The sequence below is a fragment of the Micromonospora sp. NPDC005215 genome, from assembly GCF_040607915.1.
Lineage (GTDB): Bacteria > Actinomycetota > Actinomycetes > Mycobacteriales > Micromonosporaceae > Micromonospora.
This window is the reverse complement of the sequence record NZ_JBEXHQ010000019.1, coordinates 65977-91292: the sequence shown is the minus strand read 5'-3', so window position 1 is coordinate 91292 and position 25316 is coordinate 65977. Positions and strand designations below refer to the sequence as shown.

Annotated in this window: 22 protein-coding genes and 1 pseudogene; 9 read left to right on the top strand and 14 right to left on the bottom strand. The window is 68.0% G+C overall.

Annotated elements, in window-relative coordinates:
• Positions 1–50 precede the first annotated feature (50 nt).
• Positions 51–374 (bottom strand): transposase, encoded by a 324-nt coding sequence (locus ABZU25_RS16655; protein ID WP_355030205.1) that lies wholly within the window; start codon positions 372–374, stop codon positions 51–53.
• A gap of 220 nt (positions 375–594) precedes the next feature.
• On the opposite strand from ABZU25_RS16655, the gene ABZU25_RS16650 reads away from it, so the two are divergent.
• Positions 595–1128, top strand: a complete 534-nt coding sequence (locus ABZU25_RS16650; protein WP_355030204.1) for an integrase core domain-containing protein — start codon at positions 595–597, stop codon at positions 1126–1128.
• On the opposite strand, the gene ABZU25_RS16645 is transcribed toward ABZU25_RS16650, so the two are convergent.
• From ABZU25_RS16645 to ABZU25_RS16615, 7 genes are all read right to left on the bottom strand, one after another.
• Positions 1103–1606: a cation:proton antiporter gene (locus ABZU25_RS16645; RefSeq protein ID WP_355030203.1), complete on the bottom strand. Its 504-nt coding sequence runs from the start codon at positions 1604–1606 to the stop codon at positions 1103–1105. The genes ABZU25_RS16650 and ABZU25_RS16645 overlap by 26 nt on opposite strands.
• Complete coding sequence (locus ABZU25_RS16640; RefSeq protein WP_355030202.1) at positions 1519–1974, bottom strand: cation:proton antiporter; 456 nt, start codon at positions 1972–1974, stop codon at positions 1519–1521. The genes ABZU25_RS16645 and ABZU25_RS16640 overlap by 88 nt, the downstream gene beginning before the upstream one ends.
• Before the next feature lie 98 nt (positions 1975–2072).
• Entirely contained in the window at positions 2073–2426 is a 354-nt protein-coding gene (locus ABZU25_RS16635; RefSeq protein ID WP_355030201.1) for a cyclophilin-like fold protein, read from the bottom strand.
• 18 nt (positions 2427–2444) lie between these two features.
• Complete coding sequence (locus ABZU25_RS16630) at positions 2445–3830, bottom strand: MFS transporter (protein ID WP_355030200.1); 1386 nt, start codon at positions 3828–3830, stop codon at positions 2445–2447.
• Between the two features lie 83 nt (positions 3831–3913).
• Positions 3914–4939, bottom strand: coding sequence for an alcohol dehydrogenase catalytic domain-containing protein (locus ABZU25_RS16625; RefSeq protein ID WP_355030199.1), 1026 nt, complete (start codon positions 4937–4939; stop codon positions 3914–3916).
• A 17-nt stretch (positions 4940–4956) separates the two neighbouring features.
• On the bottom strand, positions 4957–5583 hold the full coding sequence (locus tag ABZU25_RS16620; RefSeq protein WP_355030198.1) for a carboxymuconolactone decarboxylase family protein: 627 nt from the start codon (positions 5581–5583) through the stop codon (positions 4957–4959).
• The gene (locus tag ABZU25_RS16615) at positions 5580–5987 is read right to left on the bottom strand and encodes a cupin domain-containing protein (protein ID WP_355030197.1); all 408 of its coding nucleotides are present in this window, start codon (positions 5985–5987) and stop codon (positions 5580–5582) included. Before ABZU25_RS16615 ends, ABZU25_RS16620 begins: the two co-directional genes overlap by 4 nt.
• Positions 5988–6088: 101 nt before the next feature.
• On the opposite strand from ABZU25_RS16615, the gene ABZU25_RS16610 reads away from it, so the two are divergent.
• The 5 genes and pseudogenes from ABZU25_RS16610 (at position 6089) to ABZU25_RS16590 (ending at position 9530) form a co-directional block, all read left to right on the top strand.
• The gene (locus tag ABZU25_RS16610) at positions 6089–6958 is read left to right on the top strand and encodes a helix-turn-helix transcriptional regulator (RefSeq protein WP_355030196.1); all 870 of its coding nucleotides are present in this window, start codon (positions 6089–6091) and stop codon (positions 6956–6958) included.
• Positions 6959–6993: 35 nt separating this feature from the next.
• The gene (locus ABZU25_RS16605) at positions 6994–7359 is read left to right on the top strand and encodes a DUF2255 family protein (protein ID WP_355030195.1); all 366 of its coding nucleotides are present in this window, start codon (positions 6994–6996) and stop codon (positions 7357–7359) included.
• Positions 7360–7733: 374 nt separating this feature from the next.
• A complete protein-coding gene (locus ABZU25_RS16600) occupies positions 7734–8726 on the top strand; it encodes an aldo/keto reductase (protein ID WP_355030194.1) in 993 nt (330 codons plus the stop codon).
• A gap of 145 nt (positions 8727–8871) precedes the next feature.
• Positions 8872–8976 (top strand): annotated as a pseudogene (locus ABZU25_RS16595) (IS5/IS1182 family transposase); the annotation flags it as partial.
• A gap of 140 nt (positions 8977–9116) precedes the next feature.
• Positions 9117–9530 (top strand): DUF4279 domain-containing protein, encoded by a 414-nt coding sequence (locus ABZU25_RS16590; protein WP_355030193.1) that lies wholly within the window; start codon positions 9117–9119, stop codon positions 9528–9530.
• 173 nt (positions 9531–9703) lie between these two features.
• On the opposite strand, the gene ABZU25_RS16585 is transcribed toward ABZU25_RS16590, so the two are convergent.
• Positions 9704–10303: a cadmium resistance transporter gene (locus ABZU25_RS16585; RefSeq protein WP_355030192.1), complete on the bottom strand. Its 600-nt coding sequence runs from the start codon at positions 10301–10303 to the stop codon at positions 9704–9706.
• 1120 nt (positions 10304–11423) lie between these two features.
• On the opposite strand from ABZU25_RS16585, the gene ABZU25_RS16580 reads away from it, so the two are divergent.
• Positions 11424–11837, top strand: coding sequence for an Imm1 family immunity protein (locus tag ABZU25_RS16580; RefSeq protein WP_355030237.1), 414 nt, complete (start codon positions 11424–11426; stop codon positions 11835–11837).
• Entirely contained in the window at positions 11837–12430 is a 594-nt protein-coding gene (locus tag ABZU25_RS16575) for a hypothetical protein (protein WP_355030191.1), read from the top strand. Before ABZU25_RS16580 ends, ABZU25_RS16575 begins: the two co-directional genes overlap by 1 nt.
• Before the next feature lie 19 nt (positions 12431–12449).
• Here the strand turns inward: ABZU25_RS16575 and ABZU25_RS16570 are convergent, their stop codons facing one another.
• The 5 genes from ABZU25_RS16570 to ABZU25_RS16550 form a co-directional block, all read right to left on the bottom strand.
• On the bottom strand, positions 12450–12887 hold the full coding sequence (locus ABZU25_RS16570) for a transposase (RefSeq protein ID WP_355030190.1): 438 nt from the start codon (positions 12885–12887) through the stop codon (positions 12450–12452).
• A gap of 139 nt (positions 12888–13026) precedes the next feature.
• Positions 13027–13596 carry a site-specific integrase gene (locus tag ABZU25_RS16565; protein WP_355030189.1) on the bottom strand — a complete coding sequence of 190 codons (570 nt, stop codon included), beginning with the start codon at positions 13594–13596 and terminating at the stop codon, positions 13027–13029.
• Positions 13597–14034: 438 nt separating this feature from the next.
• Complete coding sequence (locus tag ABZU25_RS16560) at positions 14035–14541, bottom strand: AbrB/MazE/SpoVT family DNA-binding domain-containing protein (protein WP_355030188.1); 507 nt, start codon at positions 14539–14541, stop codon at positions 14035–14037.
• Positions 14542–14845: 304 nt separating this feature from the next.
• Complete coding sequence (locus ABZU25_RS16555; protein WP_355030187.1) at positions 14846–18415, bottom strand: NACHT and WD repeat domain-containing protein; 3570 nt, start codon at positions 18413–18415, stop codon at positions 14846–14848.
• Positions 18416–18619: 204 nt separating this feature from the next.
• Positions 18620–19621, bottom strand: a complete 1002-nt coding sequence (locus tag ABZU25_RS16550; protein WP_355030186.1) for a hypothetical protein — start codon at positions 19619–19621, stop codon at positions 18620–18622.
• Between the two features lie 356 nt (positions 19622–19977).
• Between ABZU25_RS16550 and ABZU25_RS16545 the strand changes: the two genes are divergently transcribed.
• Complete coding sequence (locus tag ABZU25_RS16545; protein WP_355030185.1) at positions 19978–25092, top strand: hypothetical protein; 5115 nt, start codon at positions 19978–19980, stop codon at positions 25090–25092.
• Positions 25093–25316: the final 224 nt, after the last annotated feature.

The following is a 25316-nucleotide window of genomic DNA, read 5'->3' as shown; positions in this document are numbered from 1 at the left end:
CTTGACGTTGTGCTTGCCGGCTTGCTCCGCCTCAATGAACGGGTACACGTTCACCGGGTCTCCTTCGCGAAGAAAGCCGTCGCCCGCTTCAAAATATCGACGTCTTCACGCAGCCGGCGGTTCTCACGCCGAAGCTGCGCGAGTTCGTCTCGCTCATCCGAGGTCAGCCCGTCAGTACGGGCGCCGCTGTCGAGTTCGGCCTGCTTGACCCAGTCACGCACCGCGGTCTCGGTCAGGTCGAAATCTTGGCTGACCTGCCCAACCGTGCGGTCACCACGCTGACACAACTCGACGATCTCGGCCTTGAACTGCGCCGTGAACGACCGCCGAGGCCGCGACCGCTTCTTCCCCACGTTCTCCATGATGCTGGACATCCTCCCGGAGACCCCAGGTCCCCTGATCTCGGATGTCCGTCAAAACGGGGCAGGCCCAATGTCCGGCGTAGGCGCGGGCCACACCATAGCCGAAATGCCGCTCCACCCAAGTGAGAGTGGTGTGGCGCAGCCAGTGGGTGGTGATGCCCTGGGTGGCGACCCACGGCAGCTGTCGGCCGATGCGTCTCCACATCAGGTCGTAGCGCCGATAGGTGGCCGGTTGGCCATTGCGATAGCGAAGGAGTGCATCAGTCGGTGCGACGGCGCCGCGGGCTTGGAGATCACGACCCGGCGGGTACACATCCTCGGCGTCACCGAACATCCGACTGCTGGCTGGACTACCCAGCAGGCCCGCAACCTGGTGCTGGACCTCGGCGATCGGATGACACGGTTCCGGATCCTGATCCGCGACCGCGACGCCAAGTTCACCGCGTCGTTCGACGCCGTATTCGCCGCCGAAGGCATCAAGGTGGTGAAGACTCCTCCACGTACGCCTCGGGCGAACGCCTTCGCGGAACGCTTCGTGCGCAGCGTCCGGGCCGAGTGCACCGACCGGGTACTGATCTACAACGAACAGCACGCTTGCACCGTGCTCCGCGCCTACGAGGACCACTTCGACCGGCACCGGCCACACCAGAGCCTGAACCAGCATCCACCCGACTACGACCCCGGCGCGGTCATCGCGATCGAAAGGCCGATCCGCCGGCGACGGGTTCTCGGTGGCGCGATCAACGAATACCGCCGAGCCGCTTGATCCACTCGCAAATCCCCAGGTCACGAATGCGAAGCACAGTTTTGGCACGGTACAAGGCCGCCAGCGTGAAGAACGGCTGGATCTGTACCCGGGCGGCTGCACGCCCGATACGTGGCCCGGCCTGGCTCATGATCAGCCCGCAGATCACGACCGCGAGGACACCGGAGGCGTGCACGGCCTCGGCGAGCAGGTAGGCGGTGAACGGCAGGAGCAGGACGGTGACGCTTTCCTGCAGCGGGTCGTCGAGACGCCTGCGTACCTGTACGCCAAGCCAGGCGACCACGATCCCGCCCAGCGCTCCGCCGCCGTAAGCCAGCAGCAGCAACCCGCCGACGTGCGGCACGCTCAGATGTTCCTCGCCGACGGTGATACCGACGGCCAAGCCGTAAATCACCAGTGCGGTGCCGTCATTGACCAGGCTCTCCGCGCGCAGCACGGTGACGGTGCGCCGCGGCAGCGACCGGGCCAGCACCCCCACCGCGGTCGCGTCGGTCGGGCGACCGCGGCGCCGAGCACCCACGCCGGCCCCCACCCCAACCCGAGGGCATGCGCCGTCACGGCGGCGGTGACAAGCACCAGAACGGTGCTGTTGAGCAGGATGGTCCGCAGGTTGTCACGGATCTCGCGCGGTGAGGTGGTCAGGCTTCCCCAGTAGAGAAGCACCGGCAGGAACAGCAGCAGCACCATCTCGGGCGGCAGCTGCACGCTGCGCAACACCGGCACGAAACCGAGTACGACAGCGCACACCAGCAGCAGCACCGGTGGGGCGATCCGCAGCGAGCGCGCGAGCAACCTGGAGGCGAGCTGTACCGCCCCCAGCGTGACGACCAGGACCAGAGCGAGCACCCCCCACCTCCTCAGGTGACGCTTCACCCACGCAGCGGCCTGCTGCACATGGAGTCGCCGCGACGGCGGTGTCCCACGCGGTAACCGGTGGGCAAATGTCAGTCGGCGTGGGCGATCGTCACGGGGAAGTCGCCGGATTGGCCAGGGAGCAGCTCGTGGCCCCCGTCGAGCGAACCGATCGTGATCAGTCCCGGGGAGCGGCGGAAGTCGCGGTAGAAGATCGCCAGGTTGCCCCAGGGCGCGTAGTAAGCGAGGTCGCCGGCAGTGGCGGCGGTCGCGGACGGGGCGCCCTCGGTGGTGAGCTTGCGCGGCAGGTAGCTGATCTTCTCGGTTCTGTTGTGATCGCTCAGGCTCAAGGTCAGGGGTAACAGCGCTGCGAAATCGCGGCTGGTCGGGTTGTCGGCGAGCGTGCCGGTCAGCACGGTAGCGCCGACGGTCAGGGTGATTCGCATAGAGCGGTTCCTTCGGAGTCAGCCGAGGACCGGTACGGGGGCACGGTCACGGGCGAGCAGGACGATCAGCGCGCCGGCCAGGGAGAACGCGGCGGTGATCAGGACGGCGGTGTTCCAGCCGCGCAGCACCGCCGCCGGCTCGTGCCTACCGCCGGCGACGGTGATCGAGACCAGGGCCAGGCCGATCGCGGAGCCGACGTAGCGGGCGGTGTTGTTGGCGCCGCTGCCCATTGCGGCCCGTTCGGCCGGCACGCTGGAGACCGCCTGGCGACCGAGCGCGGCGTTGAGCACCCCGTTGGCCGCTCCGGCGACCAGCAGGCCGGGCAGCATCCGGGAGACGTGGTCGCCGCGGTGCAGCCCGAGCAGGGCTAGTTGCCCGGCGGCGCAGCCGAGCAGCCCGGCGATCAGCTGGATGCGCGGTGTGACCCGGGTGGAGAGCCAGCGGGCGGTCAGCGGGGTGAGCGCGCTGAGCCCGGACCAGGCCAGCATCGCTGACACCCCGGCTAGGGCGGAGCCGGCTAGGCCCTGTTGGACGATGATCGGGGTGTAGGAGGTCAGGGACAGCACTCCGGCGCCGGTGGCGAGCGCGGCGATCAGCGCACCGGCGAAGTCGGGGCGGCGCAGCAACGTCAGGTCCAGCATCGGGTGCCGGCTGCGGTGTTCCACCGTCACGAACCCGGCTACCAGGACCACACCGAGCAGCAGCAGGCCGAGCGTCGCGGGCTGGGTCCAGCCGGTGCGGCCTTCGACCAGTCCGGCGAGTAGCGCGGACAGTCCCAGAGCCAGCAGCACTGTCCCGGCGGCGTCGACCGGGCTTGGCCGGGCGGCCCGGGATTCGGCGAGCGTCCGGTGCCCGGCTACGGCGAGTACGGCGGTCAGCAGGGCCACGGCCAGGTACGGCAGGCGCCACCCCGCGACGGTTTGCAGGCCGAGCGCCAAGAAGGGGCCGATCGCGACCCCCGCGCCGAGGGCGGCGCCCCAGACACCAGTCGCCCGGGCCCGCTCGGGACCGTCGGGGTAGGCGTTGCCGATCAGGCCGAGGCTGCAGGCCACGATCGCGGCACCGCCCAGGCCCTGCAGGATGCGGGCCAGCACGAGGACCAGTGCATCAGGGGCGGCCGCACCGAGCAACGAGCCGACCGCGAGCACGATCGCGCCGGCCAGGAACATACGGCGGCGGCCGTAGTCGTCGCCGAGCGCACCGCTGCAGAGCAGCCCGGCCGCGCAGCCGACACTCATCCCGCTCAGGATCCACGCCTGGCCCCCGGGGCCGGCGTGCACACCTGCGGCCGTGGCGGGCAGCGTCGCCAGCGGGGTGGTGAAGGCGATCAGCACCATCGTCGTGCCCGCCGCCGCGACTGCCAGCGTGCGACCCGCGGCCGGGCGTTCGGATGTCTGTGTCATGTCTGTGCTTGCTCCTGGCTCCCTGAGACCTGCGGGTGACCGGCGACAATCGCCCGCAGCGTGTGGTGCAGCCCTGGTGTGACCTAGAAGGCGATGAGGGCTTTGAGGACCTCACGGTCGTCCATCGCGCGGTAGGCCGCGGGCACCTCGTCGAGGCTGACGGTGCGGTCGAAGACCTTGCCGGGGTCGACGCTGCCGTCGAGGATGCCGGGCAGCAGCTCGTCGATGTACGCGCGCACTGGTGCCGGGCCGCCGTTGAGGGTGATGTTGCGGCCGAACAGGCTGGCGAAGCCGACCGGCGCCTCCTCGTACTGCGGCACACCGACCCGGCTGATCACACCGCCCGCTCGGACGATGCCGACGGCCTGGTCGTAGGCGGGCCGGTGCCCGACGGCTTCCAAAACCTTGAGCGCGCCGCCCTTGGTGAGGTCGCGGACCTTGGCGATGCCTTCCTCGCCGCGCTCGGGGACGACGTCGGTGGCGCCGTACTCGATGCCCAAATCGGTGCGGACCTTGTGGCGGCCCATCAGGATGATCTGCTCGGCGCCGAGCTGCTTGGCCGACAGCACGGCGAGCAGGCCGACCGCGCCGTCGCCGATGACCGCGACGGTGTCCCCCGGGCTCACGTTCGCGCGCTTGGCGGCGTGGTAGCCGGTGCCGTACACATCGGCCAGGGTCAACAGCGACGGCAGCAACTCGGAGTCGGTCCCGACGGGCAGCTTAACCAGCGTGCCGTCGGCCAGCGGGACGCGGACCAGCTCGGCCTGCGCGGCGCTGAAGAACCCGAACTCAGGGTGGGAGCAGGCCGTCTGGAAACCGGCGCGGCAGAACTCACAGGTGTTGTCCTGGTAGGAGAAAGATGCCACGACCAGTTCGCCGACCTTGACCGTGGCGATGTCGGAGCCGGTCTGCTCGACCACGCCGAGGAACTCGTGACCCATCTGCTGCCCCTGGTCGGAGGCGGGCATGGAGTGGTACGGGTGCAGGTCGCTGCCGCAGACACAGGCACGCACGACCCGGACGACCGCGTCGGTGGGTCGCTCGATGGTCGGGTCAGTGATGGTTTCGACGCGGACGTCGCCCGGGCCGTACATGAGGGTTGCACGCATTTTGGTTGTCTCCAGTCTCAGTTCAGTAATTTGTCGAGGACCGCGGCGGCGCGGTCGGCTTGGGGCTCGCCGACCCGTTCGCGCAGGATCGTGATCAGGCCGCGCAGGTTCGTCTCGGTCAGCCCGGTGTTCAGGGCGATGCCGAGATGCGACTGCAGCTGCGACTCGAGGCCGTCGAGGGTGGCCAGGGCGGCGACGGTGGCGATCTCGCGGCTCTGCCAGTCGAGGTTGTCGCGGCCGAAGATGTCACCGAACAGGTGTCCCTTGAGGAACTCATCGATGGCCGGCGCGAAGTCGAACAACGGGCCCGTCACCGGCTTGCCGGACAGCTTGGTCTGGTTCACCGTGCCGAGCTCGACACTGCTCTTGTCGTTCATTAGCGGGGTCGGCTCGGGGCCGGCCTCGTCGGTGATCCCCTTGGTGCGGCGCTGTTCGAGCAGGTCCATGAACGTGCCGAGGCCGTTGAGGCTGCGCGGGAAGCCCGCGTAGGCGTACATCTGGATCAGGATCTCGTTGATCTCGTTGATCGTCAGACCGGCGTCCAGGCTGTCGGCAAGGGCGTCGCGCAGTTGCGGGAGCTGGCCCGCGGCGGTGAAGGCTCCGATGGTCGCTGTCGCCTGCTGTCGTGAAGTGAGGTCGCTCACTGCTGATTCGCCTTCTCGTACAGGTCCTGGGCGACCGGCTCAAGCCAGGTGGTCGGGTCGCTGCCGTCGGCCTTTGCCTCGAGCAGGGCTAGGTGGCTCATGAACGTGTCGGCGGCGGCGCCGTGCCAGTGCTGTTCGTCGGGTGGGCAGAGCACCGTGTCGCCGGCGTGGATGCGTACGACGGAGCCGTCGCGGGTGCCGACCAGGCCGACGCCCTCGGTGACGTGCAGGGTCTGCCCGACGGCGTGCGAGTGCCAGTTGGTACGGGCCCCGGGCGTGAACCGCACGAGCGCAGCGGTCATCTTCGACGGCCCGGAGCCGTTGTAGATCGGGGTCATGTAGACGTCGCCGGTGAACGTCTGCGCGGGCGTCTTCACGGTCGGACGAACGGGGAGAAGTTCCATGAACCCAGGTAAGCGCGCGCCGGGCGCCGGTGGGAGGGTTTGCCGTAGCAGGTAATGACAGAACCCCCATGCCCCGAGGCCGTGGCCGTAGCGTGGTTGTCATGGATACGCAGGACGATGTTCGCGAGTTCCTGGCCTCCCGGCGCGCCCGGATTACCCCCGAACAGGCCGGACTACCCGCCTTCGGCGGCACCCGCCGCGTCGCCGGGCTGCGCCGCGCCGAGGTCGCCATGCTCGCCGGGGTCAGCCCGGACTACTACACCCGCCTCGAGCGCGGCAACCTCTCCGGCGTCTCCGACAGCGTCCTGGACGCCGTCGCCCGAGCCCTGCAGCTCGACGACGCAGAACGCTCCCACCTCTACGACCTCGCCCGCGCCGCCAACACCAGCCCCCGCGTGCGGCGACGGCCTGCGAAGCAGCAGATCCGGCCGGGCGTGCAGAGCCTGCTGGACGCGATGACCGAGGCCCCCGCATTCGTGCGCAACGGGCGTCTCGACATCCTGGCCGCCAACCGGCTCAGTGAGGCGCTCTATTCCCCCGCGTTCGAGGCGGCCGCGCGGCCGGTCAACCTGGCCCGGTTCTGCTTCCTCGACCCGGCCGCCGACGAGTTCTACCCCGATTGGGACGAGGCCGCCGACACCACCGTCGCGCTGCTGCGCACCGAAGCCGGGCGCGACCCGTACGACAAGGCGCTCAGCGACCTGGTCGGCGAGCTCGCGACCCGCAGCGACGACTTCCGGACCCGGTGGGCCGCGCACAACGTGCGCCTGCACCACACCGGCGTGAAACGCTTCCAGCACCCGGTGGTCGGTCGGCTCGACCTCGCCTTCGAGGCCATGCCGCTGCCCGCCGACCCCGGCCTGACCCTGACCGCCTACAGCGCGACAGTCGGCACCCCCGCCGGCGATGCCCTGCGCCTGCTCGCCAGCTGGGCCGCGACGACCACCCCCGCCGACGCCCCGACCGAATAGGTCTGACCCACCCACCCTCATGAAAGGGGTACGTCATGGCATGGGACACCGCCTCCGCCCGGCACCTGGCCGAAGCCGGGGAGATCGACATCGTCGTACCGGCGCCGGATCGGCCCGAAGTGCGTACCCCGATCTGGATCGTGGCCGTCGACGGAGATCTGTACGTGCGGTCCTGGAAAGGGCACGCCGGCATCTGGTTCCGGCGCGCCCACCGGTACGGCACCGGCTCGGTCGTTGCCGCCGGTCAACGGCACGAGGTCCGTTTCACCGCCGCCGACGATCCGGATCTGAACGCCCGGATCGATGACGTCTACCGCAGCAAGTACGGCCGATCGTCGTACACCCAGACGATGACCCGCCCGCCGGCCACCGCCACCACGATGCGCGTCGACCCGGCGTAGCGAAGTAATCGTCCGCAACACTCAGACCGTCACGCGGGTGGCTGGTGCAAGTTCTCCTCGGCGGCCGACCAGCGAGACCGCGAAGGCGGAGGCGCTCACACGCCTCATTGCGGGTCGACAACTCGCCCACGAGGTCGGACAGGCTCTTGTCGTACGGGTCACGGCCGGCTTCGGTGCACAGCAGGGCGACGCTGTCGGCCGACGGGCTGCGAATGCTGGCCAACTGGTCGGCCACCCACGACGCCACGACGTCGCAGGTGGGCGAGGAATCAGACACGTAGTCGATCAGCCGCGGCGACGACGAGCCCGATATGGGCGTCGTCTGCTCAGCCCCGCCCAGGGCGCCGCCGCGCCATCAGAGAGGAACAGTTGGCATGAAGATGCGAATGCTCGGCCAGGGCCTTGAGGTCTCCGCGATCGGGCTCGGTTGCATGGGGATGAGCCAGAGCTACGGCCCGAACCCCGGTGACGAGCAAGCCATGATCAAGGTGCTGCGCGATGCCGTAGACCTCGGCGGGGTCACGTTCTTCGACACCGCCGAGGTCTACGGGCCGTTCGTCAACGAGGAACTCGTCGGCAAGGCCCTCGCCCCGATCCGGGACCGGGTCGTGATCGCAACGAAGTTCGGGTTCGAGTTCACCGAGGACGGCAAGCCGGTCGGCACGTCGAGCCGGCCCGAGGTGATCAAACGCGCCGTCGAAGGGTCGTTGCGGCGGCTCGGCCTGGACACCATCGAGCTGTACTACCAGCACCGCGTCGACCCGAATGTGCCCATCGAGGACGTCGCCGGCACGGTCAAGGAACTCATCGAGGCCGGAAAGGTGCGGCACTTCGGCATGTCCGAAGCCGCCGCCGGCACCATCCGCCGCGCACACACCGTGCAGCCGGTCACCGCCGTGCAGAGCGAATACTCGCTGTGGACCCGCACCCAGGAGGCCGAGGTCCTGCCCACGTTGGAGGAACTGGGTATCGGGTTCGTGCCGTTCAGCCCGCTCGGCAAAGGCTTCCTCACCGGGAAGATCGACACCAGCACCACGTTCACCGCGGGCGACATCCGCGCGTCGATCCCGCGTTTCGAACAGGACGCCCGGCAGGCGAACCAGGACCTGGTCGACCTGCTCGGCCGCGTCGCCGTGCGCAAAGGCAGCACCCCGGCGCAGATCGCGCTCGCCTGGCTGCTCGCCCGCAAGCCCTGGATCGTGCCGATCCCCGGCACCCGCCGGATCGAACGCCTGCAGGAGAACCTCGGCGCGGCCGAAATCGAGCTGTCCGACGCCGACCTCACCGAGATCCAGGACGCCACCGACAAGATCGAGATCCAGGGCGCCCGCTACCCAGAACACCTCGAACGCCAGACCGGACTCTGAGCCGCCACCGCCATGTACGGCGGCCCCAAAGCGCTGACCTGGGTCGATGTTCCTGACCCGCACACCGGCGCCAGACACGTACAGATCCGGGTCGAGGAATCGGTCACAGCTGGCTCGTCGGCCGACTCGCGTAGGGCACCACGAACTTCGGGATGCCGGCCAAGTCGGCTTCCAGGTCCATCACCGCAGATGGGTGGTGGAACGTACCCTGTCGTGGATCACCCGCTGCCGGCGAACCTGCCGCGACTACGGGCGGCTGCCCGCCCACCACGCCGTGTTCGTCCAGTGGTCAATGATCATCATAATGACCCGGCGACTGGCCCGCCGCGATGACGACCGGGCAGGTAAACCGCAGGCGCCAACCAGGCCGAGACACGCACACTGACCGGTGTGCAGACCACTGCGACGTTTCGCCTGTGGGGAAGCGCAGGGTTGACCGCCGCAGCGGTGACCCAGCGACTGGGCCTACAACCGACCACAGCACTCGAGTCCGGCACGCCCGTCAGCCGCCGATCAACCCGGACCCGAGACTCCTCCCTATGGCTGCTGAACTCCAGCCCCGGCATGGAGTCCGACGTCGAACTGGCCACCCAGCTAAATCGGCTCCTGACCGCCCTTGAACCAGTCACCCACCTCCTATGGGACCTGGTCCAGACCGGATACGAGGCGAACTGGTTCTGCTACATCGCCTCACACGCCACCGAGCACGCCGCCGAACTCGACCGGCCGCTGCTGCAACGCCTGCTGGCACTGCCCGGAGACCTCTGGCTCGACGTCAGCGGCGACGACACAGACGACGAATAACGGGCGCCCGGCCAGTTCATAAACGAGGTTTCAGTGTTCGTGGGTTCTGGGTCCAGGGCCGGGTTGGGTGCGGGGCTCAGCGCGGGAGCGTTCTGGTGTCGGGTTGAGCGGTTCTTCCATTGTGACGCGGCGACACTCGGATGGGTATCGCCGCGCCGTCGGGATGCACGGTGTCACAGGCCGAAGGCGCCGCCTTCGATGAGGATGAGCAGTCCGATGCCGATCAGGACGACGGGCAGCAGGATGTGACCCCAGCGGCTGAGTGCCTTGGCGATGATCGGGCGGGTGGCGAAGAATCGGCCGGCGGCGACCCAGACCGCGACCAGGAGCAGGAAGACGATCACGTAGACGCTCATGCCGCCGACGCCGGCAGTCGCGAAGACCGGGACGTAGACGCCGATGTTGTCGCCGCCGTTGGCGAGCGTCACCGCCGCCACGGCGGCGATGCCTGGCGCGTCTTCGCCGGTGCTGGTCTCGTCGTCAGCGTTGTCGGTGCGGGGTCGCCATGTTTGGACCGCGGTCTTGATGCCCAGGGCGAGCGGGAGCAGTCCGAGGTAGGGCACGGCTTCGTCGGGGAGGAACGTCGCGCCGAAGGCGGCCGCGACAGCGACGGCGAGGATGCCGGCGAACCCGAGGTACTGCCCGGCGACGATGTTGCGGGTGGTGTCCCGGCGCCCGGCACCTCGGGCGAAGAACAGGGCCAGGATAAGGATGTCGTCGATGTTAGTGACAGCGAACAGGGCCACCGCCTGACCGATGATGCCCAGGTTCATGACCACGCCGCCGTCGCAGCAGCACGCGGGTGACGGGTGGGCCTCGCGGCGGTGACGCCATGGACGGGTGGGTGCACTGGGGACGCCTGCATGATCAACCTCGTGGGTTCCACTGGTGAGGACGCTGAAAGGGTGACGCCAGGGGGCCGTCGCGCTCCGGGTTGTAATGATCGGCGGCACCGGACTGGGTGTGCGTTGCCCGTAAAACATGCGGTTGCTCTCACGCGATGAACTATTGCCGGAGCAGCGGCCTGAGATACGCAACGACTGCCGCAACGCGGGTGGTCAGCGAGCGACGGCAGAGTTGATTAGCTCCCGTGCGCTCGCGGCCAGCAATTTGCCGGCGACCCGGTAGCCAAGTCTGTGGCTTACGCAGCCGGCCCCTACTCGGTGGCGGTCAGCTGCTCGGAGCCATCGCGGCTGTCGACGGCTGCAAGCAGCCATATCGTCTGGTCCGGCCCGACTTGGGCGAGCTGCCGATCGGACTGTGGCAGTGTCCGCTCAGGTTACGCCGCATGGTGCGTTCGGCGGTTGCTGCGAGGGCGGTGAGCGGATGATTGCTTCCCTCGGCTCGTCAGAGACGACCCCAGCGAGTCGGGCGACGAGTTCGGTGGTAGCAGTGTCCGGCGGTGCGGGTGGTGATCACGATCGTGCCGGCGCCGCCGCGGGCAGCGTGTCCTCCACCGGCAGCACGGCGGTGATCCAGGCTGCGTGGCCGATGCGGCGGAGCCCTGCGACGGCGACACCATGCCGAAGAAAAATCCGATGGACCGCGACGCGGCAGACCGGATCCGCGTGGCGGCCAAGCGCGAGCCCGATTCGCCGACCGCCCAAAACGGATTCCCCGACCGCGCCGACCAAGCCGGCAGATCGCAACGAGACGCGGCAGGACGAGGAGGAGTAACCCCAACCAGGCGGGTAGGTCAGGCGTCGCTGGCGCCGTGCGATGATCGGCCGTTCGGCTGCGACGAACTACTCCCTCATGTCATCCCGGCTGGGTCACGCCTTACCGTGTAGGTGGTAAAAGCAGCCTTACCGTGTAGGTGGTAGAAGCAGACGGACCCCGATTCCACCGCACGTACGAGGGCACCGGGAAGGCGATCGCAGCGTGAGTTATCGGATGATCTGGACCGGCGAGAGCCGAACGGTCGCCACCGTTGCCGAGGTGGACATCGCGCTTGATGGCATCGCCGCACAGGCCGCCGATGCCGTGCGCTCGTTCGTCGTCACGGTCCTACCGGCTGGCAGCGAGCACTTGTCCTCGTTCGACGAGGACTTCCCGGACTGCCTCGAAGTCGGGCTCGGCCATCCGGATCGGGCGTTCGTGCGTTGGATGGGCGACGGCGGCGGGTACGGCTACAAGCCGTATCGCGAGCCCGGACCGACCGAACTCCGGTTCGACTACGGCGGACACCCGGTCTACCCCGAACCTAACGAGCTACGAGTGAGCCCAATCCACGCCCGGCGAGCCGGGACGGAGTTCATCGCGACCTGTAAGCGGCCCACCCACCTGCACTGGCAACCGGCGGAATGATGACAACCGACGGCACCCCCAGGAAGAGGCCGACCCTCGCCGAACTCGGCCCGGCCTGGATCACCGCCATCGCCACGCTGATCGCCGCTCTCGTCGGAGCCCTGGCTGCCGCCGGTTTCTTCGCGACTCAAGTCAGTACACCAGCGCCCACCCCACAGACGCAGACCCCGATCGCCGAAAGTCCGACAACCGCCACACACGCCACCTCGAAGGCTAGCCACGGCGCTTCCGAACCCGGCAGCATGTTGAGTCAGTTCAACGTCGATCTACCCGGTGGATACGGCCTCACCTTCGGGGCAAGCCCTTCCCGGCCTGTCGATGTGAGCACCGGCACCGAGCCGTTCCTCCAGTTCATGAGCCAGCAGTACAACTCCGATGAACAGGGAACGTTGGCGATCCTTGATCCTGGCTCTCCCACCTACTCCCGCTGCGTCAACAGCACACGTTTCACCCGATACCTCAGCTTTCCCAAGGCTGGCACATCGTTCTGCTACGTAGGTCACAACGTCGTCGCTAGCATCACGGTCACCGCGTCGTTGATCAGCAAGTACGACACCCTGACAATCACGGTCTGGCAGGCTCCGGCTTCTTGACCCGCCAGGCTAAGAACTCCTAACTCTTTGAGTGTTGGAGTCGGCGCCAGCAGATGATGGCGCAGGCGAGGGTGAGGAAGGCTTCGTGGATGTCGTCGCGGATCTCCCAGCGGATGCGCAGACGGCGGAACCAGTGCAGCAGGGCGATGGTCTGTTCGACGGCCCGACGGCGGTGCGTCAGCAGCCAGTCCGGAAAGTAGCTGCCGTGCCGCAACTTCGGGATGGCCAGGTCGATCGTGCCCGCCCTGGTGTCCCACTCTCGCGGCCGATAACCGTTGCGGGAGTTGACCCGCTCGTCGCTGCGCTGCCCATAGCCGGCGCCACAGATCGCGTCCGCTTCCGCGGACATCACCGCCTGCACGAACGTCTTGATCATCGCCTGCAACACGTCCGGCGACGCGCTCTCGATCTGCTCGCGCAGCAGGTCAACAGGGTTTACACTCTCTGATGCGGCCATCGCGTTCTCTCTTCCTTCTCTGACTTGGTCGTCTTGAAGGATCGACGCGATGGCCGTCTCTCATCTACGCAACACGCCCAACACGGGCAAGTCGTACACCACTTCCGTGGACGCAACCGGGCGCACCCACCCGCTCACTTCAGGCTAGAGGATGAGGCTCGCCCGTGAGAGCCGCCAAGGCGACGGCAACCTCGTGGAGGCTCGCGCGAACGTACGTGGTGGTGGTGCCGGCGTCACTGCCACCACCGGAATGCCCCGCGTACTCGCGGGCCACAGCGTAGCCAAAATTCCGCTCAACCCACGTCAGCGTCGTGTGTCGCAGCCAGTGCGTACTGATCTGCTGGACATACACCCACTGCAAATGCTCGCCGATCCGCACCCACAGGTGGTCGTAGCGGCGGTACGTGATGGGCTGCCCGTTGCGATACCGCAGCAATTGACCTGCCCCCGTCGCACCTCGCTCCTCGGCATGCGACTGCAAGTGCCTCATGAGGGTTGGCGACACCGGCTGCCAGCGCACCGTGTCGCCCTTCTCCCGCAGGAGGATTAGGCACTGTTCCGGGTCCAGGTCGACCGGCCGAAGTGCCAACGCGCCACCCCGGCGACATGCCGTCTCGGTGTGTAGCCGAAGCAGGAGGCTGTCCAATGCCGGATCATCACCTGTACTCGCCGCGACGGCATTAATCTCTGCCAACCGTGTGTCGGCCACTGCTCGCCGCGTGCTGGGCAAGCGCCGTGGCTTGGCTACCTTGAGAGCCGGGTTATCCGCCGCAGCGATGTGTCCGTCAGCGACGGCCCGCCGGTAGAGGCACCGCAGCGCGGCGATCAGGTGCTCTGCCGCACTTCGGCCACCTCGTGCGTTTCGCCGAGCTACCACGTGCGTCTTCACGTACTCCGCAAGCTGCTCGATCTCCGACGGGGTCGGTTCATTGAGTCGCCTCGGCCCCCACTGTTCCAAGACCCGCTTCCAATACGATCCGTAGGCACGCCGGGTCCATCGCTGACCGCCGCCGACACGATCGGTATGTAATCTGCGAACGTCGGCGCTTGCGGACGCTTCGTCGCCGCCTCAATGAGGTCAGCGGGCGAGATGCCCATCCTCGCGAGCAACAACCGAGCGGCATCCAGTTCGGCCTGGCTCGCCGTGTCACTCATGCTGTTCACCGCAGAGAGCAGCAGCGTGTATTTGAGCGACCACCGCATCCAAGGCCGCGGGTGGATGCAGGACAAGCACGCCACCATCGGGGTCCGCCGCCAGCAGCAACCGGTCGCCCGGCTTGAGGCCGCACCATTTTCGAACGGCTGCCGGCAGATGTAGATGACCTTGACCCGTCAGGGTGAAGACGCCCTGCGGGTCCAGACGGACGACGATGAGCCCGGCGCTCTCGTAAATATGAAGACGGGTACCGCCGCCCCATCCGAGAGCGCGGACGATCATACGATCAGCGATCCGACCACTGACATCGATAGCAGCCAGGCCGTAGACCGACGAGCCTGCCCGGGGTATGGGGAGGTCGGGTAAGGGCAATGGAGGACGCCGCAGCACGCCTGGCCGCCGACCATTCCCCTCGCCCTGCTCGGGAGGCATCAACGGCGGGATGAGCGGAGCCACGGTCACTTCAACCACGGCGACCACCACCGCCGAGCGTCGCATCCGTCGAGACTGTCGCGAAGATGCGACCCGCGTGGTCAAGCGAGCTTGACCACCAGTACGTCAAGTGCAGCAGGGATGCTTCAAATCTGTGTCCGAGGGGGGATTCGAACTCTTGTACGCATCATATGTGCACAATTCTGGGGTGCACATGCTCATAGGTTACGGTACGGCCAGGACTAGCTCAATACTGGCCGCCATAACCATGTGTAAGTGTACAGCCGATAAGTTGGACTCAGTCCGCCACGGCCTCTCTGTCTGACATCGGCGGGCCACCAGGAGAGCCGTTTTGGACGCTGGTGAACTCTCAGTCGACTGGCTTTCGTGGCAAGCCATATCGTTCGCGTTCTTCACTGTTGATCGCACGGGGCTCACTGCCTTCAGCCGGAACCTGCGCAGGGTTATTGCATACGTCCCAGCTCATGATCGTGCCGTCGTCGTAGGCGATGATGAGGGCGTCTTGCCACGACAGGCTGCGCACTACCCCACGAGGTATGTCAAGTACGCCGAGAGGCCGTCCCTCTTGAGCGCGCCAGATGTAGAGCATGTAGTCATCGCTGATGGTCGCGAGACGGTGCCCGTCGATTGCCCAGGTGAGGTGTTCGACGTTGCCCGTGTGGCCGAGACAGCGTGAGCCGACTTGCTTCTGCGCTACGTTCCAGATTTCGACGTGGTTGCTGACGGCGGCGGCGAGTCTGGTGGAGTCATCCGACCAGGCCAGGGCTGCTACCTCGTCGGGCCCTTCGGTTCGCCACTGGTGGACGAGGGTGTAGTCGTCTCCTCGCCACAAGCTCACGTTGTGTTTGCCGGCGACTGCAGCTATGAGGCTTGAATCCGGGGACCAGCAAATCGTTCCTGTGCTGTCTTCACCTCCGTCGAGAACTGCTAGGCGCTGCGCTTTGGCCACGTCCCAGACCGAGAGAGCGGGTGGTGTTCTGCCGAAAAAGCAATGCGTATGGACAGCCAGCCGCGAGCCGTCGCCGGACCAGGCGAGTCCATAAACCCATGGTAGTGGCGTCGATGTCGCTATATGTCTCTGAGCTTGTCGCGGTTGCGCGCCCCACTGCATCCGAGAGACACCGGATCGCGAGTCCCACACGGTGACCTGCTCTTGCATCGCGGTGGCAACCAGGTCACCTAGTGGTGAGAACGCGATCGACAGGCAATCGTCGTCCCCGAGCCGCAGCGGCGGCATCACCTCGTCCACTTCGATGATCTCTGGTGTCGTTCCGAGCCGCTTTACAGTGACGCGCCTGAGGTCCGGCGACCAAGAAATATCTCGTAGGCTTCCGGTGGGCAGGCGGCGGAAGCTTCGGCCGTTCACGTCCCACATCTCGACATTGTGAAATGAGGTTCCCAAGCCGATTCGTTTACCATCGGAAGACCAGGCAATCGTGCTGATCTGGTGAGGGCGCGCCCGCCGCTCAACGGTCCTGCCGCTTCCGACGTCGAACAAAGCCACACGATTATGGTCTCGCGTTCGACGCAAGGCGTAGGCGATGACATCCTCGACAGGTGACCATGCAATGGTTTCGGTCATGCCCGGCGGTGCGCTTTCGGCGGCCTGGCCCGTGTCGGTGTTGTAAATCCACAGCGTGCGGCGCGTCGATGCGACGATCTCAGTGCGGCGCATTGTGAATGCCGGAGCGGCTGAGACGGCGAGTCGGATTCCGTCGGGTGCCCAACACACCACCGGGTCTGACCACGCTACCTGCCGTCGCAAGACCTCCGACGCCTGCTCGCCAACGCTGACCACGAGCAGCAGGTCGTCTGAGGCGATGGCCAGCCGGTCACCCTGCGGAGACCATGCTGTGGCGCGAACGTGTGCGGCCGGGATGCTGGTGACCAACTGTGGGACGTCGTCGTCTAAGCGGCAGATGTCAACGGTCCGGTAGTCGAACTGGCCCGCGAAACAGACATCGTCGCGCCACGAAAATGAGTCGAGCGATGCTGCAAAACTCCCCCTTCGGCTGCCCAGGGTGTAGCCATCCGCGACGCGCCAGAGCGTGGCACCTCGATCGTGCTGGGTGAGGGCGAGGGTGCCGCTGGCACTCAGCAGTGTGTGCCCGTACCCATCCCCGTCAGCGGCAAAGGTGACCTCGGCAAGGCGACCGGCGTCGTCCCAGGTGCAGACGCGCCCCGTCTTGTCGGCGGTGCGCAGGGCCTCCCTGTCGGGCAGCCAGACTGCGGAGGTGATGCCGGTGGTGTGCCCGATGGTGAGGTGCCGTGTTCGTGACGTGGCGGTTAGGGCCCAGCGCGTCGTCGTCGCTGCCGGGGTGGGTGGCAACTCGTGTAGCGCGGTGTGGGCCAGTGCCACGGCCAGTTCGGGGTCCTGCCGGCGCACCTGTTGCGCCAACTCGGCAATCCGCTCGGACTGTCGGACACGGTCCTGGTGATCGAACTCTTGAGAGGCGTCGAGCAGGCGTCGGGCTGCGCTGGAGAGGGGTGCCTCGGCTGCGAGCGCGAGGGCATCGGCGAGCGTTCGGCCGCGCAAGAGGTCGTCTGTGTGTGGGTCCGATTGCCATGCTGCCGCGCGGTGCTCAAGCCTGGTGATGCGGTGCAGGCGCTCCTCGTTGGCGCTGATCAGAGAGGCGAGTCGTCGCCACTGGCGGAACAGGGCGTCGTGGGTCAATTCGAGGCAGGTGCCGTCCTCGACGTCGATGATCAGACGGGCTGCCCTGAACTCCTCAAGGATGCTCGCTGCGGTGGTATCGAGGTCAGATCGTTCGATCGTCCTTCGTACCGTTTCTTTACCTTCCATAGCGATGCCGCGCAGCAGAGCAGAGTCGACGGCGCGCTGGGGGTACCGCTCGGTGAGGGATTCGTAGATCTGCTCGGCGTGAGCTGCGATGGCACCACCCACCTCCCCCGCCTGTTCGTACTGGGCCACCGTGATGTGTTGGCGATCGGACTGTAGGTGCAGACGTTGCAGCAGGTGGCTGAGCAGGGGAAGCGCGTCACCGACCGTGGCATCGGCGGTCATGCGGTCGATGAGGTCGTCCTCGAACGTGAGTCCGGCAGCCCGGGCAGGCCCCGCGATGGCCTGTCGGATGCGGGCCGGATCCAGCAGACCGATGGCCACCGGTCGGGTGATGAAGCCAGCCTGCTGATCGGTGAGCCGGCGGCGGAACTCGGGCCGGATCGCCACCAGCAGGCGCAGTTCCGGCAGCACCGTCAGCGTTCGGGTCAGCAGGCTCCACCACTGGGCCCGGTCATGCTCGCCGGTCATCGTGTACAGGTCTTCGGCCTGGTCGACAACGAGCAGTACAGGGCCGCGGGCGGCGGCGAGGAAGCTTGGCACAACGCCGAGTGGGGCTTCCGGAGAGGCTGCTTCTTCCCGCAGCAGTCGCGCCGTCTCCAGTACAGCCTTTGGGCCATCCTCTAGAGCCGCGGCGAGGCTCATGAACGGGTCGGTGGCCGGACGTAGCGGACCCATTACGGTCCAACGCCGTGGTAGTCGAGCGAGGACACCCGCGCGGATCAGCGAGGATTTACCCACTCCCGACGGGCCGACGACCGTAACTATCCGGGTCGCCGGCGCCGGCCCCGAGCGCTCCAGTCGGTTCAGTACGTCCCTTGCCTCGCGGTCGCGCCCAAAGAAGACGCCCGCGCGCTCCGCCGTGAACGGGGCGAGGCCGGGGTATGGGCTTTCCGTGCCGCGCCACGTGACCGCTGTGCGGCGATGGACGAAGAAGCGCCAGCTGAGCCACAGGACGACGCAGAGTGGGAGCCAGAGGTAGGCGTAGTCAAGGACAAACCGCCACGGCCCACGCCAGCTGTCCGTGCGCGCCGTCACGACGTTGATAGCCAGGCCGACGGCGATCGTGCCCAGCAGGGCACCGGACTCGCGACGGTACTCCCTTAGTGCCCGCCCCACATGGTCATCGCACTACGAGAAGGCACTGCTCGCCAGCGCGTGGCGGATAGCCGACAGAGACACCAACCATGGACGGGACTGGACTCACACCCCCTGACGTGGCTAAGCCCGGATCTCGATCAGCGGCACCGCGAAACCGATGGATTGCACTGCGGCGTGCTGCTCTCCCTGTGGCTGACCGAGACACCCACCGTCGCAGCCTCCTCATGTCGTGATGAGGTGCCATGGCTTGCCGAAGGCGACGCGACGGAAGGCGTCGATCTCGCGCAGGTGGGCGTCGTGCACGTAAGGGACGAGAGCGGCCTCGCTGGCGTGCAGGCAGGCCCGGTAGCCGATCTCGCGCAGCGGGTGTCCGTCGGGCGGTGCCGGGCTCTCGGGATCCCAGCCAACGATGGCGCAGATGCTCTGCGCGGTGCGCCGGGCGTGGGGACGGGCGATGGCCCAGGCCGGCTCGGGATACATACCGCGCAGGCTCCACAGGTCGCTGCGGTCAGGGATGGTGGGAATCTGCTCGTGGTCGGTGGTGCTACCGGCCAGCTTGTCGAGCCGGTTGCGCAGGCTCTCACGGCGCCCGGCGATCGCGATGTTGTCCGTCAGGGCCGACTCGGTGAGCCACGAGACCGCGTCATTGTGCTCGGACGGGCCGAGCCCGGCGCCGGCGACGGCCTGCGCCGCGGCGGCGTCGAAGTCCTGCCAGAACTCGTGCGAGCCGACGCCACACGGCCACCAGTCGAGGTAACTGTCCTGGTCGGTGATCGGCTGCCGCCCACTGATGAGCGCAGCTACTTCAGGGAAGCCGGTCGAGGTGTACCAGTCGGCCAGCTCGACGCGCCCGAGCCAGTCAGTCAGTCGCCACCACGCGTCCCGCTTCGGGCGGGCGCACGCCGCCGCGAGGGCCAGCTGCAGCACCACGGGACGCAAGTCGTCGGCGACCGTGTCGTACAGGTCCACACCCCAAGCCTCGAGGACCGGCGAGTGGTGCAGGTCGCCGGAGTGCACGCCGACGGGCAGGCTCAGCGCCTCGGCGTAGGCGGCCACGAACGGATGGGCATCACCGGGTGTCTCGTCGTCGTCGAGCACGACCAGGCGGCCGGTGAGGGTGCGATGGATCGGCACGTTGAGCTTGCCGTTCTTGGCCCAGTTGTAGGCGGTACGGCGCGGCACGCCGTTCTGGTCGGCCCATTGGGACAGCGGGATCGGAGTCATGAACTGACGATGGCACAGATGGCACAGTGCCATCCAGGAAAGCTGTGCCAATTGTGCCATCCGCAGGAATGGGCATATCCGACAGCCGACTTTGCGGCCGGGGCGGCCAACGGTGCTCGCTGGCGACTGCGGGCCGCCGACACGGCCGACCTTCATCCCTGGTGCACCTCGCCGCCGCTCTGGGCATCCAGGCAGCGTGAAGAGACGTCGGCCTGGTCCGCTACCAGGTGCATCGCAATGAGGCTGGTGCCGCCGCAACGCCCGCTAATGCCCCAACACCACGTCGGTCCGAAGTGGCCTGGCTCGTCTCGGGCAGTGGAGCGGCCGGGTGGGGTGCGGGCCGGTAGCCTCAGGCGATGTCGAGCAGAGAGGCGTCGGACGGGCGCTTGGTGGCGACGGCGTTCATCACTGGCGGTGGCGGCTTCAATTTCGAAGACCGTGTTGGTGCGTGGTTCGCCGCTGGGATGGCCGCTGGCGAGATGCCGCTGGGCGTCGGGGTCGCGGTCCCGGTGGAGGTGCGGTTCCAGGGCAGTGCGTCGGGGTTTTTCCTCGACGACATGGTCGTCACCGGTGACGCGGCCGGTGGGCCGCGGTGGTCGGCGTCGGTGAAGTCGTTCGACATGTTGACCGGCGCCAGGCTGCACACGGAGTTCGTGGAGGCCGCCTGGCGCGACATCCTTGCCGACAGGTTCCGGCGCGCTGCAGACCGGGTCGGTCTGGTGTCAGGGTCGGCGGCGCAGGGCACCTGGGTCGAGCTCGCGGAGCTGATCGGGGAGGCCGCGGCCGACCAGGCTGGCATCGCCTCGCGGATCGGCGTGCCTGGCGCGTTCAACGTGGCGAAGCGCTCGCTGTGGGAGTCGGCGAAGTGTCCGACGGAGCTTGCCGAGCAGCACGGGATCGACGTCGACTCCTCTCCCGCCCGGCTGCTGGCCTTGCTTCTGCCTCTGCGTCTAGATTTCCTCACTCCTACCTCCCAGGCGATCGCGGACGCGATCCGTTGGTGCCGGGCCGCGCTCGTCCCGCAGCAGGCCGGGAGGGCTGTGGATCTGTGGACGGCGCTGCTCGAGGTGGTCGCTGACCTGCGGCCCAAAGGCGGGGCAGTCACGTGGCAGCTTTTGGCTGACCGGCTGGGCGGGCAGTTTGCGTTCCAGCTGCGCCCGGATGTAGCCCCGGACTGGGGCCTTCTCACCGCGCACACCACCAGCATGATGGCCCGGGTCCGGGACCGGCTCGGCGACGACGTGGTCCTGGTCCGTGAGGACGTGACCGCCGTGCTCGCCAAGGCCGGGGCGGTTAACGTGCTGTCGGGGCCGTCGGGCTGCGGTAAGACCGTGGCGGCCAAGAGGTGGCTGGCTGCTCCGGGCATGCACCGGACGGTTTGGCTGTCGGCCGCGGACCTCGAGGCCGGCGTCGGCGCGCGACTCGGGCTGACCCGGGGCCTGGAGGAAGTCCTGACGCTTGCCCCCGGGGAGGTCCGCGTCGTCGTTGACGGCCTCGACCGGGTCTACACCGACGAGCCGTTCGCCGCGACGGCCGCCCTGGCACGCCTCTCGGCCGACATCGGCGGTCGGATCCGGTTGTTGATCACCTCGCAGCAGTCGGAGTTCCCTCGAGTGTCGGAGCGCTTGGTGCAGGCCAACGGCCCGCAGGCCGTCCCGCTCGTGATGGGGGACCTGTCTGACGCAGACGTCAATCTGGTGTTGCGCGGGCACCCGGACCTGGCCGCGGTGATCGTCGCTGGTGGGCTCGGTGGTGTCGTCCGGCGCCCGAAGGTCCTCGACCTGGTGCTGCGGGTGCCCGGGGCTACGGTTGCCGCTATCCGTGACGAGCCGTCGATCGCTGGTTTGTGGTGGCAGCGGTTGGCCGGAGCGGGCCCGAACGGCGCCGCCCGTCAGACGTTGCTGCGGCGGATCGCCGTCGAGCAGGCCGACCGTCTGCGGGCCCAGACTCCCCTGGACGACCTCCCGGTCGACGCCGTTGGGCTGGTCGACCAGCTGCGCGTCGACGGGATCCTCGCCGAGGTCGACGGCCGGGTTTCCTTCGCCCACGATCTGTTCGACGACTGGACGCTGTTGCATTACCTGCGCTCCCGTGACGACGTCATCGGCGTGATCGCGGAGAAGGCGGCGCTGCCGTCGTGGCACCGAGCGATTCGCCTGTACGCCGCCGGCGTGCTCCGCGAGCAGGGCGTCGATCGGTGGGAGGCCGACCGGTCTGCTCTGGACGCCGCTGACCAGCCGCTCGTGGCGGACTTGTACCTCGACGCGGTGTTCTACGCCCACGACGCCGACCGGCTTCTGGGCGAGCTGTGGTCGCGCCTCGCCGCCGACAGCGCTCTGCTGGCACGGCTACTGCGCAGGTTCAGGTTCTCCGCGACCGTGCCGGACTCCGGTTGGATCACTGTGCTCGCCGACGAGCCAGACCTAGCGGTGTACGCCGCCGCCCAGTCGCGGCTGCCGGTATGGCCGCTGTGGATGCCGGTCCTACGCGTCCTGGCGGCGGAGCATGAGACCGCAGTCGCCTCGGCCGCCCCGGAGGTCGCCGCGATCGCCGACCTGTGGCTGCGGCACGCCCCCGACACGTGGCCGGCCCGCGATCAGGCTGCCGTGATCGGCCTGGCGGTCGGACGGCACATCGTCACGCACATCGACGGTGGAGGCTTTTTCGACGACACGGTCGAGCCGGTGCTGTGGCGGTGCGTCATCGCCGCCGGCGCGGTCGAACCCGACGCCGTCGCCACCTTCCTCGACATGCTGCTGCCCCCTGTTGATAGCCGGCTTGAGCACAGCGGCCGGGTCATTGGCCGCCAGCGTCGCGGCCAGACGAGACTCCGTGCAGCCTTGCTGGACGTCGACACCGTGATGCCGTTGCTGCCGGCGTCCGCGCAGATGGCCCGGGACCTGGTGCTGCGGGCTGCCGTCGACTCCGACCGCCATCACCGCCGTTACGTCCATGACCGGCTGCGTGATGGCCTCGGCATCTTCAGCGCCCCGCGCTCCTTCGATCCGATCCCCGAGTGCGGGCCGTTCCGGGCGATGCTCGTCAACGCCGAACCGCAGGGCGTCGACGTGGTGCTCGCCCTCGTCGAGCACGCGACCGCCCATTGGAGACGCACCCGCAGCGCCCCGGTGTCAGGCGGCCAGGGACCCACGCAGGAGCGGCCGGCGTTCGAGCTGCTCGTCGACGGCGCGCCTGTCGCGCTGGTCGGTGACGCCACCGTCCTGGCCTGGAGCCACGGTGGCCACCGGGTTCCGGACATCTTGGCGGCGGCGATGATGGCCCTGGAGGCCCACCTTTACAAGGCCCTCGACGACGGCCGCGACATCACCGCGCTCCTCGTCCAGCTCACCGGCAGCCGATCGGTCGCGACGTGGGGACTGCTCGCCGACATCGCCCGCCACACTCCTGCACTGCTGGAAGGCCCGCTTGCTCCCCTGGTCACCAGCGCCGACCTACTCGACGACGACCGGATGAGCGTGCACATGCGCTCCTTCAGCGTGCTCCCGCTCGTCATGGAACCCACCCGAGCTGAGCGAGCCCGCACGTGGCACACGATGGACCACCGCAAGATCCCGCTCCTGGACCTGGTGCACCTGGGCGCATTCGTCACCGGCCGGCTCACCGAGCAGCTCACTACCGCCCGAGAGCACTGGGCCACGACAGACGCACACCGGTGGCGGGTGATGCTCGCTGCGACCGACATTGCGAACTACCACGCCGTCCGCGCCACGGACGGAAGGACCTACCTCGTGTACAACCCGCCAGCGGCCCTTGAGGAAGAAGCCCGCGAGATGCGGGACCACCTCGACCGCGATCGCGGCTGGTTAACGTTCGCCTACACCATGCGCCGCAACATCACCGACCATGTCCGCCCCAGCGACACGGAGCTCGAGGAGCAGTGGGCCACCGTCCAGCCCCAACTCGACGCTCTCGTCCCGGATGCTGAGTCGCCGAGCTCCATCAGCGGTGTGGAGGACCTGCGGTGCGGGTACGCGGCGTGGCTGGTGCTGTGCGCCCGCGACTGGCTGCGGAACCACCCCGACCGCGATGAGTGGTGCCTGGCCGTGCTCATGCGTCCCCTCACCGACTCGGCCGCCACGTGGTCCCACGCATACCCCGATAGCCCTTCCGACGATGAATGGGACGTCTTCTGCGCCGAAGCGCTCACCGCACTGTGGGCCGAGACCCCCGACGACGTCACTGTTCGCGCGGCCATCGCGCGGCTGCTGCTCGGTGCCCGCCGCCTCACCGTCACCACCGTGATGCGCCTCGCCGCCGCACACCCCCACCTCGCCGACGACCTGCGCCGGCTTGAGCACCTGACGCTGCACTGCGCGCGGCTGTCGATGTCGCACTACGACATCGACCCGTACTTTCAGGAAGCCGACCTCGACTTCGACTTCGACACCGACCCGGAGGAAGCCGCTGGACTCGACGTGGGCCAAGAGGACGACGAGCCCGGCCACGGCCCGATCGACGGCCTCCCGGAGCTGGAGGCTGCCGCCGAGGCCGCATTCGACGCCTTCGCCGACGGCAGCCTGCCCGCCGAGGTGCCCCGGTTGGCGGAGTGGATCACCGCCACCGCCGCGACCAGCTTCCCCGACGGCCGCGACGCCCGCTCCCGCACACTGCGCACCCTCGACCTCGGCTACCTCGTCGCCTCCCGCCCGCACTTCACAGCCCTTACTGCTGCGGCGGATACGCGCACGCGAGCCCGGGCGGTTGAGTTCGCCGCCGACCTCGCGACGTTCCTCGCCTCGGGGTTGACCTCTACAGAGGCCGCCACTCGTTCCTCCCACTACCCCTACGACGAGGAACGTCGCGCTAGTGGGCTTCTCGCCGACGTCACGATCAGCGCCGACGCCGCAGAGGCCCGTACGGTCTGGGAGCCGATCCTCGCCCTCGGGACCACCGCCTCCTCCTGGGTGGGCAACTACCTCAGCCAGGTCTGGAAAACCGCCTGCACGAAGGACCCGTGTCCAGCAGCGTTCCCCGCCCTGGTTGCAAACATGCTGGGATTCGCCACCACCGCCAACACCTGGCAGGGCTACTCCGGCACCGGCGTCCTGGCGCTCGCCGTCGCCGGCCTCAGCGAGTGGGGGCACTCGCCGGTCAGCGAGCAGCAGACAGCCGCCCTCCGCGCAGCCGTGCCAGCGTGGTCGACGTGGTTCGGCGAGCACATGGGCCACGACGACTTCGCCTACGCGGCCGTTCGCTTCTTCCGGGAGCCGGCCGCGGCAGGGTTCGTCCACGACGCCGTCGGCTGGCTCGCCGATCACGAACGTTCCTCTCACCCCACCAGCGAGCGGTTGGACACCGCGGTCATCGAGTTCCTGGTTACCATCTCCACTCGCACCCCGAACCCGCTGCGCGGCTCCGGCCCTACCGCAGACAACGGACGGCAAGTCCTCGCCCGCCTCCACGGTCGAGGCAACGCCGTGGCCGGCCAACTCCTCAACAGCCTGACCTGACCGCATCTCACCACCCACCTACAATGGCAACCCGGCCTCCTTGCGTCGCGCCCCTGTCAGGCCAGCGGCGCCAGACCGCGCACGGGCGGTCAGCCGCGCCCGTTCGCCGCTCGACATGCGGTGACCGGAGAGGTTCCACTCGGCAGCGTCCGACGAGTCGCCGTGCTGACCAACGGAGCAGCCCGCTTGGTCGCCCTGTTCGGCCTGCTCAACTGGCTCGACGT

Coding starts and splice junctions, on each gene's coding strand:
- ABZU25_RS16655 (WP_355030205.1), bottom strand. CDS start 374: ATGTCCAGCATCATGGAGAACGTGGGGAAGAAGCGGTCGCGGCCTCGG.
- ABZU25_RS16635 (WP_355030201.1), bottom strand. CDS start 2,426: ATGCGAATCACCCTGACCGTCGGCGCTACCGTGCTGACCGGCACGCTC.
- ABZU25_RS16630 (WP_355030200.1), bottom strand. CDS start 3,830: ATGACACAGACATCCGAACGCCCGGCCGCGGGTCGCACGCTGGCAGTC.
- ABZU25_RS16625 (WP_355030199.1), bottom strand. CDS start 4,939: ATGCGTGCAACCCTCATGTACGGCCCGGGCGACGTCCGCGTCGAAACC.
- ABZU25_RS16615 (WP_355030197.1), bottom strand. CDS start 5,987: ATGGAACTTCTCCCCGTTCGTCCGACCGTGAAGACGCCCGCGCAGACG.
- ABZU25_RS16610 (WP_355030196.1), top strand. CDS start 6,089: ATGGATACGCAGGACGATGTTCGCGAGTTCCTGGCCTCCCGGCGCGCC.
- ABZU25_RS16605 (WP_355030195.1), top strand. CDS start 6,994: ATGGCATGGGACACCGCCTCCGCCCGGCACCTGGCCGAAGCCGGGGAG.
- ABZU25_RS16600 (WP_355030194.1), top strand. CDS start 7,734: ATGAAGATGCGAATGCTCGGCCAGGGCCTTGAGGTCTCCGCGATCGGG.
- ABZU25_RS16585 (WP_355030192.1), bottom strand. CDS start 10,303: ATGAACCTGGGCATCATCGGTCAGGCGGTGGCCCTGTTCGCTGTCACT.
- ABZU25_RS16580 (WP_355030237.1), top strand. CDS start 11,424: ATGATCTGGACCGGCGAGAGCCGAACGGTCGCCACCGTTGCCGAGGTG.
- ABZU25_RS16575 (WP_355030191.1), top strand. CDS start 11,837: ATGACAACCGACGGCACCCCCAGGAAGAGGCCGACCCTCGCCGAACTC.
- ABZU25_RS16570 (WP_355030190.1), bottom strand. CDS start 12,887: ATGGCCGCATCAGAGAGTGTAAACCCTGTTGACCTGCTGCGCGAGCAG.
- ABZU25_RS16560 (WP_355030188.1), bottom strand. CDS start 14,541: ATGCGACGCTCGGCGGTGGTGGTCGCCGTGGTTGAAGTGACCGTGGCT.
- ABZU25_RS16550 (WP_355030186.1), bottom strand. CDS start 19,621: ATGACTCCGATCCCGCTGTCCCAATGGGCCGACCAGAACGGCGTGCCG.
- ABZU25_RS16545 (WP_355030185.1), top strand. CDS start 19,978: ATGTCGAGCAGAGAGGCGTCGGACGGGCGCTTGGTGGCGACGGCGTTC.